This is a genomic window from Streptomyces sp. NPDC048637 (genome assembly GCF_040650675.1).
Lineage (GTDB): Bacteria > Actinomycetota > Actinomycetes > Streptomycetales > Streptomycetaceae > Streptomyces.
In genome coordinates, this window is the sequence record NZ_JBEZHQ010000002.1 from 232,368 (window position 1) to 245,809 (window position 13,442).

Annotated in this window: 8 protein-coding genes and 1 pseudogene; 6 read left to right on the forward strand and 3 right to left on the reverse strand. The window is 72.1% G+C overall.

Annotated elements, in window-relative coordinates:
* Positions 1 to 248: 248 nt before the first annotated feature.
* The 5 genes and pseudogenes from AB0C46_RS03875 to AB0C46_RS03895 form a co-directional block, all read left to right on the forward strand.
* Positions 249 to 1,670, forward strand: a pseudogene (locus AB0C46_RS03875) (HAMP domain-containing sensor histidine kinase); the annotation flags it as partial.
* 466 nt (positions 1,671 to 2,136) lie between these two features.
* Positions 2,137 to 3,474, forward strand: a complete 1,338-nt coding sequence (locus AB0C46_RS03880; RefSeq protein WP_362825464.1) for a bifunctional glycosyltransferase family 2/GtrA family protein — start codon at positions 2,137 to 2,139, stop codon at positions 3,472 to 3,474.
* Complete coding sequence (locus AB0C46_RS03885; RefSeq protein WP_362825466.1) at positions 3,471 to 5,804, forward strand: glycosyltransferase family 39 protein; 2,334 nt, start codon at positions 3,471 to 3,473, stop codon at positions 5,802 to 5,804. The genes AB0C46_RS03880 and AB0C46_RS03885 overlap by 4 nt, the downstream gene beginning before the upstream one ends.
* Positions 5,805 to 5,988: 184 nt before the next feature.
* Positions 5,989 to 7,548 (forward strand): MFS transporter, encoded by a 1,560-nt coding sequence (locus AB0C46_RS03890; protein WP_362825468.1) that lies wholly within the window; start codon positions 5,989 to 5,991, stop codon positions 7,546 to 7,548.
* Positions 7,549 to 7,692: 144 nt separating this feature from the next.
* The gene (locus AB0C46_RS03895; RefSeq protein ID WP_362825469.1) at positions 7,693 to 8,463 is read left to right on the forward strand and encodes a TetR/AcrR family transcriptional regulator; all 771 of its coding nucleotides are present in this window, start codon (positions 7,693 to 7,695) and stop codon (positions 8,461 to 8,463) included.
* A gap of 167 nt (positions 8,464 to 8,630) precedes the next feature.
* On the opposite strand, the gene AB0C46_RS03900 is transcribed toward AB0C46_RS03895, so the two are convergent.
* The 3 genes from AB0C46_RS03900 to AB0C46_RS03910 form a co-directional block, all read right to left on the reverse strand.
* Positions 8,631 to 9,473, reverse strand: a complete 843-nt coding sequence (locus tag AB0C46_RS03900) for a YceI family protein (RefSeq protein WP_362825471.1) — start codon at positions 9,471 to 9,473, stop codon at positions 8,631 to 8,633.
* A gap of 254 nt (positions 9,474 to 9,727) precedes the next feature.
* Complete coding sequence (locus tag AB0C46_RS03905; protein WP_362825473.1) at positions 9,728 to 12,331, reverse strand: MFS transporter; 2,604 nt, start codon at positions 12,329 to 12,331, stop codon at positions 9,728 to 9,730.
* A gap of 11 nt (positions 12,332 to 12,342) precedes the next feature.
* Positions 12,343 to 12,816 (reverse strand): MarR family transcriptional regulator, encoded by a 474-nt coding sequence (locus AB0C46_RS03910; protein ID WP_362825474.1) that lies wholly within the window; start codon positions 12,814 to 12,816, stop codon positions 12,343 to 12,345.
* Positions 12,817 to 13,178: 362 nt separating this feature from the next.
* Between AB0C46_RS03910 and AB0C46_RS03915 the strand changes: the two genes are divergently transcribed.
* Positions 13,179 to 13,397, forward strand: a complete 219-nt coding sequence (locus tag AB0C46_RS03915) for a hypothetical protein (protein WP_362825476.1) — start codon at positions 13,179 to 13,181, stop codon at positions 13,395 to 13,397.
* Positions 13,398 to 13,442 lie beyond the last annotated feature (45 nt).

The following is a 13,442-nucleotide window of genomic DNA, read 5'->3' on the forward strand; positions in this document are numbered from 1 at the left end:
TGAGCGGGAAGTTCTCTGCGGGGGCCGAGCGGCCCGAGTGGCCCGAGTGGCCCGAGCGGCCGGAGCAGCCGGAACAGCCTGAGCCCGAGCCCGAGCGGCCCGAGCAGTCGGAACCGGGCAGATCCCGGCAGGCCCTGCCCTCCGACCAGGGCCGACCCCAGCAGCCCGCCACGCCGGTACCCGCCACACCGGCACCCCCCTCCCCAGCCCCCGCCCCCCGTCGCCGCTGGTCGCTCCGGACCCGGCTCGTGGTGTCCGCGGTGGCGCTGATCGCCGTCGTCGGGGCCGTCATCGGGACGGTGACGACCATCGCGCTGCACTCCTATATGCAGGGGCAGTTGGACCGGCAGGTGCGCGATTTCGTGGTACGCGCCCAGATGCCGCGCCCCCATGAACCGGGGCATACGCAGGACGGTCTGGAGTTTGTGGCGATGGGCGGGCAGCCCCTTGGCGCGGTGGGCGCGCGGGTCGGGCCCGAGGGGACCGTCAAGGAGGGGGCGAAGCTGGACCACCCGACCGGCCGGCTCCCCGAGCAGCGGCTGACGGAGCTGACCGGTGTGCAGGTCGCGGCGCTGAACACGGTGCCGCGGGACGGCCGCTCGCACACCGCCGAGCTGCCCGGACTCGGTGACTACCGGGTGGCATCCGCCAAGGACGGCTCTCTGGTGCTGGGTCTGCCGCTCGGCTATGTGCAGAGGACGGTCGGCACGCTCGTCCTCATCGAGGCGTGTGTGACGGTCGCCGGGCTGGTCGCGGCCGGGATCGCGGGATCCGCCATGGTCGGGATCGCGCTGCGGCCGCTGCGCCGGGTTGCCGCGACCGCCACCCGGGTCTCCGAACTCCCGCTCCACCAGGGCGAGGTGGCGCTGCACGTCCGGGTCCCGGCGTCCGAGTCGGACGGGCGGACGGAAGTGGGGCAGGTCGGGGCGGCACTGAACCGGATGCTGGGGCATGTCGGTTCGGCGCTCGCGGTCCGTCAGGAGAGCGAGACGCGGGTACGGCGGTTCGTCGCCGACGCCAGCCATGAGCTGCGTACCCCGCTCGCGTCGATCCGCGGCTATGCCGAGCTGACCCGCCGCGGGCGGGAGCAGCCCGGACCGGAGACCCGGCACGCCCTGGGGCGCATCGAGTCGGAGGCGGAGCGGATGACGGGGCTGGTGGAGGACCTGCTGCTGCTCGCCCGGCTCGACTCCGGGCGCCCGCTCGCGTACGAGCACATCGATCTGTCGCCGCTGGTGGTCGATGCGGTGAGCGATGCGCGGGTGGCCGGGCCCGCCCACCGGTGGCGGCTGGAGCTGCCCGACGAGCCGGCGATGGTGTGCGGGGATGCGGGGCGGCTGCACCAGATCCTGGTGAATCTGCTGGCCAACGCCCGTACGCATACGCCGGAGGGGACCACGGTGACCGCCAGGGTGCAGGCCGCCGCAGACGCTGCCGGCGCTCGCGACGGGGCCGTTCAGCTGGCGGTGGAGGACGACGGGCCGGGGATTCCGGCGGGTCTTCTCCCGCATGTCTTCGAGCGCTTCGCCCGGGGTGATGCCTCGCGATCGCGCGGCGCCGGCAGCACGGGGCTCGGTCTCGCCATTGTGCAGGCGGTGGTGGCCGCGCACGGCGGCACGGTCCGGGTCGGCAGTGTGCCGGGGCGGACGGTCTTCACGGTGACCCTGCCGACGGCGGCGGCCACCTCGACGGCATGGGATGCGGCGGGATCGACGGCATGGGATGCGGCGGGACGGAACGCACCTGCCATGGGACGAAGCGCACCTGCCACGGGCCGGAACGCACCGGCCACGGGGCGGGAGGCACCGCCCGCGGGCCCGGCCGTACCGCCCGCGGGCCCGGCCGTACCGCCCGCAGGCTCGGCCGTACCGCCCGCAGGCTCGGCCGTACCGCCCGCAGGCTCGGCCGTACCGCCCGCGAGTCCGGCCGTACCGCCCGCGGGCCCGCCCGTCCCGCCCGCGGGCCCGCCCGTCCCGCCCACGGGCCCGCCCGCACCCTCGACCGCCGCCACGCATCTCCAGATCACACCCTCGCCCGCACCCACGAAACCCCACGTCACGCCGCCCGCTGCGGACTCATAGCCCGGACACAGGCTCAGCACACGGCCGTAACAGCGGGGTTGGCGAATGTCGTCGCATGACGACGAAACAGCCGCCCGGCACACCGCTGGGCTCCCTGCCGGCGCGCGAGCATCTGCGGCTCGGCCAGATCGCGATCGTCCTCGATGTGGTGCTCCCCGTTTACAACGAGGAGCGCGACCTGGAGCCCTGTGTGCGGCGGCTGCGCGAGCACCTCGCCCGCACCTTCCCGTACGGCTTCCGGATCACCATCGCCGACAACGCGAGCACGGACCGGACCCCGGAGGTCGCCGCCCGGCTCGACGATGCGCTCGACGAGGTCACCGCGGTACGGCTGGAGCAGAAGGGGCGCGGGCGGGCGCTGCGCACCGTGTGGTCGCTCTCCGAAGCGCCGGTGCTGGCCTATATGGACGTCGATCTGTCCACCGACCTCAACGCGCTGCTGCCGCTGGTGGCGCCGCTGATCTCCGGGCACTCGGATCTGGCGATCGGCACCCGGCTCAGCCGTGGCGCACGGGTGGTGCGCGGGCCGAAGCGGGAGTTCCTCTCGCGTGGGTACAACCTCATCCTGCGTGGTTCGCTCGCCGCACGGTTCTCCGATGCGCAGTGCGGGTTCAAGGCCGTCCGCGGCGATGTCGCCGAGCGGCTGCTGCCGATGATCGAGGACCCCGGATGGTTCTTCGACACCGAGCTGCTGGTGCTCGCGGAGCGGGCCGGGCTGCGGATCCACGAGGTGCCGGTGGACTGGGTCGACGACCCCCACAGCACCGTGCAGCTGCTGCGGACGGCCACCGACGACCTCAAGGGCGTATGGCGGGTGGGGCGGGCGCTGGCGGCCGGCGGGCTGCCGCTGGACCGGCTCGCCCGGCCGTTCGGGGACGATCCGCGGGACCGTGAGCTGGCCGGTGTGCCCGGCGGGCTGGCCCGTCAGCTGGTCGGCTTCTGTGCCATCGGCGGGCTGAGCACGCTGTTCTATCTCGCCCTCTATTCCCTGTTCCGCCTCGGAGTGGGCGCCCAACTGGCCAATGCGGCAGCGTTGTTGGTGTCGGCGCTCGCCAATACGGCCGCCAACCGGCGGCTGACCTTCGGGGTTCGGGGCCGGGACCGGGCGGTCCGCCATCAGGCCCAGGGGCTGGTGGTTTTCGCCGTCGGGCTGGTGCTGACCAGCGGCTCGCTCGCCGCGCTCGACGCGGCCAGCGGCACACCGTCGCACGGCACCGAACTCGCGGTGCTGGTGTCCGCCAACCTCGCGGCGACGGTGCTGCGGTTCCTGCTGTTCCGCGCCTGGGTCTTCCCGGACCGCGAGCGACGGGACGACCTCGCCACCCCGCCGCACCTCGCCACCCCGCCGCATCCCTCCTCCGACCGGAACGATCTCACCAGGAGCACCCGATGACCCCGCAGTACCGGCCCGGCCCGCCGGCCCAGCCGCCGTCCACCTCACAGGAGGGCGCGCCGGCGTCGGTCACCGATCCCCGGGCGCCCGCGGCACCGGAGCCGACAGCGCGCTGGGCGCGGCCCGCACTTCTGGTGTTGTTGCTGGTCACGGCGGTGCTCTACCTCTGGAGCCTGTCCGCCTCCGGGTATGCCAACCAGTTCTACTCGGCCGCCGTACAGGCCGGCAGCGAGAGCTGGAAGGCGTTCTTCTTCGGCTCGTCCGACGCGGCGAACTCCATCACTGTCGACAAGCCGCCGGCCGCGCTGTGGCCGATGGCGCTGTCCGTACGGCTCTTCGGGCTCGGCTCCTGGGCGATCCTGGCGCCCGAGGTGCTGATGGGTGTGGCGACGGTCGCGGTGCTCTACGGGGCCGTCCGGCGACGGTTCGGCGCGGGCGCGGGGCTGCTCGCGGGCGCGGCGCTGGCGGTGACGCCGGTCGCGGCGCTGATGTTCCGGTTCAACAACCCCGATGCGCTGCTGTGCCTGTTGATGGTCTGTGCGGTCGCCGCCGTACTGCGTGCTCTGGAGGGCGGCCGGACGGCATGGCTGGTGCTGGCCGGGGTCTGCTTCGGGCTCGGGTTCCTCACCAAGACGCTCCAGGCGTGGCTGATCCTGCCGCCGCTCGCCGTGGTCTATGCGTGCTGTGCGCCGGTCGCGCTGCGCAGGCGGTTCGGCCAGCTGCTGCTCGCCGGGGTGGCGATCGTGGTGTCCGGTGGCTGGTGGGTGGCGATCGTCGAGCTGTGGCCGGCGTCCTCGCGCCCGTACATCGGCGGCTCGCAGCACAACAGCTTTCTGGAGCTGACCTTCGGCTACAACGGCTTCGGGCGGATCAGCGGCAACGAGACCGGGAGTGTCGGCGGGGGCGGTGGCCGTCCCGGTGACGGTGCTGGCGGCGGTGGCGGCTGGGGGGAGACCGGGATCACCCGGCTGTTCTCGTCCGACATGGGCGGGCAGATCTCGTGGCTGCTGCCCGCGGCGCTGATCCTGCTGGTCGCGGGGGTGGCGGTGCTGTGGCGGGCGCGGCGGGCGGTCGCCACTGAACAGGACGGTCAGCCGGTGTCGGCCGCCGAACGAGCAGGTCAGCCGGTGTCGGCTGCCGAACGGTCAGGTCAGCGGGTTTCGCCCGCCGAACGGTCAGGTCAGCGGGTTTCGGCCGCCGAACAGGCCGGGCAGCGGGCGGAGTTCCTGGTGTGGGGCGGCGCGCTGCTGATGACCTTCGTGACCTTCAGCTTCATGTCCGGGATCTTCCATCAGTACTACAACATCGCGCTGGCCCCGTACATCGCGGCGCTGGTCGGGATGGGTGCGGCGCTGCTGTGGCGGCGCGGCGGACGGCTCGCCGCGTACGTACTGGCCGGGACGGTCGCGGTGACCGCCGGATGGTCGTTCGTGCTGCTGAACCGGTCGCCCGACTGGCTGCCGTGGCTGCGCTGGACGGTGGTGGCGCTCGGTCTGCTGGCGGCGCTGGGTCTGCTGCTGCCGGTACGGGCGGGAGCGACAGCACGGAAGAAGGAGGATGCAGCGACGGCGGACGGAGCACCCGTAGGGGAGGGAGCGCGGGTACGGGACGGAGCGGCCGTACGGGATGGAGCGCCCGTACGGGATGGAACGCCGGTACGGGCGCGCCGGCGGTGCGCGGTGCTCGCGGCCGGGCTCGGGGTGGTGACGGCGCTGGCGGGTCCGGTCGCGTACACGCTCAATACGGTCAACACGGCCAAGAGCGGCTCGATCATCACGGCCGGCCCCTCGGTACGGGGCGGTATGGGCGGCCCCGGTGGCGGCTTCCCGGGCGGCCGGATGAGGGCCGGCAGCCAGGCCCGGGGGTTCCCCTCCCCGGGCACCCAGGGGAGGCCGGGCGCCCGGCCGGGTTTCACCGGTGGCAAGGGCGGTTTCGGTGTGGGCGGTACCGGCCGGATGCGCGGTATGGGCGGTCTGCTCAACGGCGCCAAGGTGAGCGAGCAGGCCAAGGCGCTGCTGTCGAAGGACGCGGACGACTACACCTGGGCCGCCGCGGCCATCGGCTCCCAGAACGCCGCAAGCTACCAACTCGCCACCGGGAAGCCGGTGATGGCGATCGGCGGCTTCAACGGGAGCGACCCGTCGCCGACCCTGGCCCGGTTCAAGGAGTATGTCGCGGACGGGAAGATCCACTACTTCCTCGCGGGCGGGCAGGGCGGCCCCGGCGGCGGCCGGGGCGGCTCGTCGGAGATCACGTCCTGGGTGGCGAAGACCTTCTCGAAGGTCACCGTCGGCAGCGCCACCTTCTACGACCTGACCCGGAAGGCGTGACCGGGCAGCCGTGACCAGGGGGCGCGCCCCGGACCGGCAGGCGCGCCCCCGAAGTCACCCCCGAAGCCACCCCCGAAGCCGCTCCGAAGCCCCCGCCCCGCCGGTCGACCGAAAAGAAATGTACGGCGTATAACGCTCCCTGTACGGTGTAAGTCATCCGCTTGCGACCGTACAGGGAGCCCGTATGTCCCCCGTGGCCTCCGACGCCACCACCACCCTTCAGCCACCGGGCCGGACCGCCGCCCGCTGGCTGATCCTGGCCGTCATCTGCATCGCCCAGCTGACGGTCATCCTCGACAACACCGTCCTCAATGTCGCCATCCCGTCCCTCACCGCCGACCTGGGCGCCACCACCGCCGACGTCCAGTGGATGATCAACGCGTATTCGCTGGTCCAGTCGGGTCTGCTGCTCACCGCGGGCAATTCCGCGGACCGCTACGGACGCAAGAAGATGCTCGCCGTCGGCCTGGTGCTGTTCGGCCTGGCCTCTCTCGGCGCCGCCCTCGCGCAGTCACCCGGCCAGCTCATCGCCGCCCGCGCCGGCATGGGCGTCGGTGGCGCCCTGCTGATGACCACCACCCTCGCCGTCGTCATGCAGATCTTCGACGACGAGGAGCGGCCCCGGGCGATCGGTATCTGGAGTTCGGTCAACTCCCTCGGCTTCGCGGCCGGGCCGCTGATCGGCGGGGTGCTGCTCGACCACTACTGGTGGGGTTCGCTGTTCCTGGTCAACCTCCCCGTCGCGGTGGCGGCGCTGGCCGCCGTCATCACCCTCGTCCCGGAGTCCAAGAGCCGCGCGGGCGAGCGCCCCGACCTGCTGGGTGCCCTGCTGTCCATGATCGGCATGGTCGGAGTGGTCTTCGCGATCATCTCCGGGCCGGTCACCGGCTGGCTGTCCGGCCGGGTGCTGGTCTCCGCCGCCCTCGGCATCGTCGGCCTCGCGGTCTTCGCGCTGTGGGAGCTGCGCGTCCCGTATCCGATGCTGGACATGCACTTCTTCCGCAACCGCCGCTTCATCGGGGCCGTCTCCGGCGGCATCCTCGTCGCCTTCGGGATGGGCGGCTCGATGTTCCTGCTCACCCAGCATCTGCAACTGGTCCTCGGCTACGGCCCGTTGGACGCCGGGCTGCGGATGGCACCGCTCGCCGTCACCGTCATACTGATCAACTTCACCGGTCTGAGCGCCCGCCTGCTGCCGAAGCTCGGCACCCCCGGAATGATCGTCTCGGGGATGTCGCTGCTCGCGGCCGGTCTCGCCGCGATCTCGCTGCTCGGCGGCGACAGCTATGGCGGCATGCTGGCCGGTCTGATCGTGATGGGTTTCGGTGTCGCGCTCGCCATGCCGACGATGGCCAACGCCATCATGTCTGCGATCCCGCCGGCCAAGGCCGGAGTGGGGGCGGGCGTCAACGGCACGCTGATGGAGTTCGGCCAGGGGCTCGGTGTCGCCGTCCTCGGCGCGGTCCTCAACTCCCGCTTCGTCGCGCTCCTGCCGCTGGTCGCCGCGGGCGCCGGCTCGCTGCCCGCAGCGCTCGCCAGGACCCGTACGGACGCCGAACGCACCGCTGTGCACGACGCCTTCGCCACCGGTATCGGCACCAGCCAGCTGGTCGGCGCGGCCGCGGTGTTCCTCGGCGGGCTGGTCGCCGCCGTACTCCTGCGCCGGGCGGAGCGCACCGGCCAGGACACGGAGGCACCTGCCACGCCCTCCGGTGCGGAACCGGCGGCCGCCTCGGCGGAATAGCATCGGCGGGTACGTGATCGTGAACGGCACGTACGGACGGCACGTATGACACCCGTACGTGCCGTGCACCGACGATGACACCGACGACGACACGTCTTCGACGACACCATGACGTCGAAGACGCTCAGGGCAGGGAGGGGCGCCATGGCAGCGACGGACGGCCGCGCCAGGAAGCGGCCGAACAGCGTCTGGCTGGCCGAACGCCCCCCGCTCAAACGGCGGGCGGACCAGCCGGCCGGACTCGACCTCGACAAGATCGTCGCGGCGACGGTCCGGCTGCTGGACGCCGAGGGCCTGTCAAAATTCTCGATGCGCAGGCTCGCGGCCGAGCTCGGCGTCACCGCGATGTCCGTCTACTGGTACGTCGACACCAAGGACGACCTGCTGGAACTCGCCCTGGACAGCGTCATGGGCGAGATGCAGCTGCCGGACGAGGCCGACACCGACCGGGACTGGCGGGACCATCTGCGCTCACTGGCCGGCGAATACCGCACCCTGCTGACCGGCCACGCCTGGGTGGCCCGGTTGCTGGGCACGTACATCAACGTCGGCCCGCACTCGATCGCCTTCTCCAACGCCAGCTTGCGGGTGATGAAGGAGAGCGGGCTGTCGCTGCAGCAGATCACCGGCGGGCTGTCCGCCGTCTTCCAGTTCGTGTACGGCTTCGCCACCATCGAGGGCCTGTTCAACGACCGTTGCGCGGAGGCGGGGCTGCCCGTCGACGAGTACTTCCAACAGGTGATGACCGCGGTCTCCAGCCGTCCGGAGTTCGCGGAGACGCTGGAGAACACCACCAGGGTCATGGAGGCCCGCGGCGGGACCACCGTACGGGAGATGCGCGACCGCGACTTTGCGTTCGCGCTCGACCTGCAGATCGCAGGCATCGAGGCGATGCGCGACCGGCCGGCGGACTGACGCGACCGGCCGGGGGACCGACCCGCACGACGACGCCCCGGGCCCTTGGGCTCCCGGACTGACGCGACCGGCGGGGGGGCGGGGGGACTGACGCGACCGGTCAGGGGGCCGACGTGACCGGCCGGGGGACCGACCGGCGTGGGCTGCCCGGGTGAGGCCGGACGGCCTCACCCCATCGGCAGGCTCTCCCCTTGCACGGCCTGGATGTCCAGCTCGACCTTCAGGGTGGTCCCGATGGCCGCGATACCGGCCGCCACGACCTGGTTGTAGTTCATCTTGAAGTCCTCGCGGCGCAGTTCGGCGGTGGCGCGGAAGGCCGCGCGCACCCCGCCCCAGGGGTCCGGGCCGGTGCCGAGGTAGCTCAGATCGAGGTCCACCGGCCGGACGACACCGTGCAGCGACAGCTCACCGTGCACCGTCCAGCGGTCCGGGCCGTCCGCCGACAGGCCCGAACTGCGGTAGGTGATCTCCGGGTACTCCTCGACGTTCAGGAAGTCCTCGGAGCGCAGATGGCCGTCGCGCATCCCGTTGCCGGTGTCGATGGAGGCAGCCTTGATGGCCGCCTCGACCCGCGAGGTGTGCAGGTCCTCGGCGATCTCGATCCGGCCGCTGAACTCGGTGAACCGGCCGTGCACGCTGGAGATCCCCAGGTGCTGGGCGACCGCGGCCACCGTCGAGTGCATCGGGTCGATGGTCCAGACACCGGGCGGCGGCAGCTCCGCCCCGCCCTGTCGCGCCAGGACGACACTGCCCACGTCCATCCGGCCGCTGGCCGTCACGATCGCGCTGGCGGCGACCGGTGCGTAGCCGACGGCCGTCACGATGACCGTGTACGGGCCGGCCGGCAGCGGCTGCGCGCTGCGGATGGTGCCTTCGCCGTCCGCCGCGGCCCGCAGCACCTGCGCGCCGGTCATGTCGGTGACGGTCAGTACGGCGTGCTGGACCGCCCAGCCGTCCCGTGTGCGGACCTGCGCCCTCAGTCCCGCAGCTCCCGCGCCCGTCGAAGTCATTGCCTCTCCCGTTTGTTGCCTGGTGGGTGTCCCCTGCTCGCGGGGGTTCTCCCGCCCGGCCGGAGCCGGGCGCGGGGGAGAAACCGAGAGCGTGGGAAGTGCTCGGGCTCCGGACGGCGGCGTGCAGGCCGTCCCCTGCCTGTGCGCAGCGCCGCCGCCGGAGCCCTTGGGTCCGGTCCGGGGCGCGTCTCCGCTCAACACGCGCCCCGGACCGGGGTATTGCTCCCGGGTGAGATCCCCGGGCCCGGGGGTTTTCAGTCCCCGGGGTGGGCGAGCTCGACGTCGTAGCCGTCGACCCCGCGTGCCTCGACCGCGAGGCCGGTGGCGACGGGCGGGTAGCCGCTCGCGATGACGGTGTAGTCGCCGGCGTCCAGGTCGGTGAAGGCGTAGGCGCCGTCCTCCCCGGTCGTCGAGGTGGCCACGACATTGCCCGCCGCGTCCACCAGCGTGACCCGTGCGTCGGGCAGCGGCCGGCGGTGCGCACCGGCCCGCACGATGCCCTGCACCCGCGCGCCGGACAGCAGCTCGACCTCGATCCGGGTGGTGCCCTGGCCGCCGATCTCGACGGGCAGTGCGGCCGGACGGTGGTTCGGGGCGTTCACGGCGACGGTGAAGGTGCCGGGCGCCAGCTCGTCGAAGGTGAAGTGCCCCTCGGCGCCGGTCTTTCCGGTGGCCAGCACCTCGCCGCGGACGTCGGTGACGACGACCATCGCCCCGTCGACCGGCGCGCCGGTGGCGGCGCTGCGGACCTGGCCGCCGAGGCCGCTGGTGCCGCTGAGCAGGATGTCGTAGGCGTGCGGCTGGTCGCCGATGACGACCGTGGACGCCTGCGGCTGGTGGCCGTCGGCCGCCGCGATCAGGACGTACGAACCGGCGCCTGGGGCGTCGAGCGCGTACGAGCCGTTGGCCTGGGCGACCGCGCGGCCCAGCTGCCGCCCGCTCAGCGAGATCAGCGTCACCGCGGAGCGCGGTACGGGGCTGCCCTCGGCGTTACGGACGAAGCCGTGGACCGCGGACCCGGCCGGGGTGGTGTCCCCGCCGCCGGCCGAGGCGTACGCCGCCAGCGGCTGGGTGGCCGTGGCTGCGGCCGGCTGCGCCCAGGAGGGCGTGTGCGCCTCGTCGTCCGAGGGCACCGGTGCGGCGCCCACCAGGGCGGGCTCCCGCTCCTCGGCCTGCGCCGGGATGACGGCCGCGCTGCGCCCGGCCTCCGACGAGGCGGCCGACGGGGCGGCCACGGCCGGTGCGTCCTGCGAGCTCTGGGCCAGTCCGCCACGCGTCTTCAACGCGACCTCCTTGATGAACAGGGTGAAGAGGAAGGCGAGCAGCGCGCAGGGCGCCGCGTACAGGAAGACATCGGCGACACCGTGGCCGTAGGCGCTCTCCATGACGGTGCGCAGCGGCGCCGGGAGGGCGTCCAGGTCGGGGATGCCGCCGCCGCTGTTGCCGGCGCCGTGGGCGGCGGCCTTGGCGGCCTTGGGGCCGAGGTCGGCCAGGCCGTCCTTGACGTAGTGGGTGACGCGGTTGGCGAGCACCGCACCGAGGGCCGAGACGCCCACCGCACCACCGAGGGAGCGGAAGAAGGTCACGACGGACGAGGCGGAGCCGAGGTCCTCGGGAGCCACCTGGTTCTGCGTGGCGAGCACCAGGTTCTGCATCATCATGCCGATGCCCAGACCCATCAGGGCCATGAAGATCGCGATGTGCCAGTACTCGGTGTCGTAGCGGATGGTGCCCAGCAGGCCGAGTCCCGCGGTCACCAGCACACCGCCACTGACCAGCCACGCCTTCCACTTGCCGGTCTTGGTGATGATCTGGCCCGAGACGGTCGACGAGACGAACAGGCCGCCGATCATCGGAATCGTCAGGACCCCGGACATCGTCGGCGACTCGCCGCGTGCCAGCTGGAAGTACTGGCTGAAGAAGACGGTGCCCGCGAACATCGCGATACCGACGAACAGCGAGGCCAGCGAGGCCAGAGTGATCGTCTTGTTGCGGAACAGCCGCAACGGGATGATCGGCTCCTTGGCCTTGGTCTCGACGAAGACGAAGACCGCGCCGAGCACGACCGCGCCGCCGACCATCGCGGCGGTCTGCCACGACATCCAGTCGTACTTGTCACCGGCCAGCGTCACCCACACCAGCAGCAGCGAGACCGCCGCGCTGATGAAGAACGCGCCCGCCCAGTCGACCTTGACGCCCTCGCGCTTCACCACGGGGAGCTTCAGGGTCTTCTGCAGTACGATCAGCGCGATGACGGCGAACGGGACGCCGACGTAGAAGCACCAGCGCCAGCCGAGCCAGTCGGTGTCGGTGATGACGCCGCCGAGCAGCGGGCCGCCGACGGTGGCGACGGCGAAGGTGGCACCGAGGTAGCCGCTGTAACGGCCGCGCTCCCGCGGCGAGATCATGGCGGCCATGACGATCTGGGCCAGGGCGGACAGACCGCCCACGCCTATGCCCTGCACCACACGGCAGGCGATCAGCATGGCGGTGTTCTGCGAGAGACCGGCGACGACCGAGCCCGCGACATAGATGACCAGCGCGAACTGCACCAGCAGCTTCTTGCTGAACAGATCGGAGAGCTTGCCCCACAGCGGGGTGGTCGCGGTCATCGCGAGCAGCGAAGCGGTGACGACCCAGGTGTAGGCGCTCTGGCCGCCGTCGAGGTCATGAATGATCTCGGGCAGCGCGTTGGACACGATCGTCGACGACAGAATGGCGACGAACATACCGAGCAGCAGCCCGGACAGCGCCTCCATGATCTGACGGTGCGTCATCGGGGCCCCGTCGGAGGCGTGCTGTCCGCCTCCATGCTTGGCGTGGCCGCCCCGCACACCGGCTGGTGTGGTCGTAGCCATGTAGTTCCTTTTCATCCTGCGGGTGTACGGGTGGTGGAGTCGTGATGCGCCCGGGTGCGGCAGTCGCCGAAGCTCGTGCGGAGCCTGGCGAGGAGTTCGATGAGGTGCCCGACGTCGGCGTCGCTCCAGTCGTCCAAGTACCGGGCGAGCGCGGCCGTGTAGCGCTCGGCGAGCTCCGCCAGGAGCGCGGTGCCGCTCGGGGTCAGGCGCAGCAGCCGCGACCGCTTGTCCGCCGGATCGGGCTTCCGCTCGATCCAGCCGCGCTCGGCGGCATGGGCGACATGCCGGCTGGTCACCGACATGTCGATCGCGAGCAGCTCGGCGAGCTGACTCATCCGCATCTCACCGTGCCGGTCGAGAAGGGTGAGCACACCCGCCGACGCGGGCGGGCAGTCCTGGGGCAGCATCCGCCCCATCTCGCGCTTGACGGCACCGATGGCACTGAGTTGCCTGGCCAGCTCCTCGTACTGACGCTGAGCGGCCACCGACTCCTCCAAGCGATCGTTCGCACTCTTCGCACTCTTCGCATCTTTTGTTGCTTGGGGCAACCATAAGCAATGTTGGTTGCTGAAGGCAAACGATTCGTCCAGGCTTGAAGTAAAGGGAGCCAAAAGTCTGGGCAGGGGATTGGTCAATGGCCTCGGCGTGACCGTAAAGCCGCAGGTCGGGGAGGTGTGGCAGCCACCGGGTCGATACCGGCCGGTAGCGGGTCACCCCCAGACGACCCGCCCGCACCCTCGCCCACACCCCGTACGCGGCCGATGCCCGCTCCGTAGGCGCCCCCCGGGGCGCTGCGCACGCGCCCCAAGGGTGCCGCTCCGCGCCCGGTTCGCTAGGGTCCTTCCCCATGGCGACCAACCCGCAGAACCAGGCCGGCGGCAACTACGACCCGGCGGGCAGCACGCAGATGTTCCGCGCCTTCGTGGACGAGGGCGGCACCCCGCAGACCGGCGGCCGCCGCGCCCCGGCCCCGCAGCAGTCGTCCGGCCCCCGCGTGGGCGTCATCGTCGGCGTGATCGTCGCCCTCCTGGTCGTCGCGGGCGCGGCGTGGCTGGCGCTCTCCTGAACATCTCCGCAACGCACGGGGCCCGGCATCACGATGCCGGGCCCT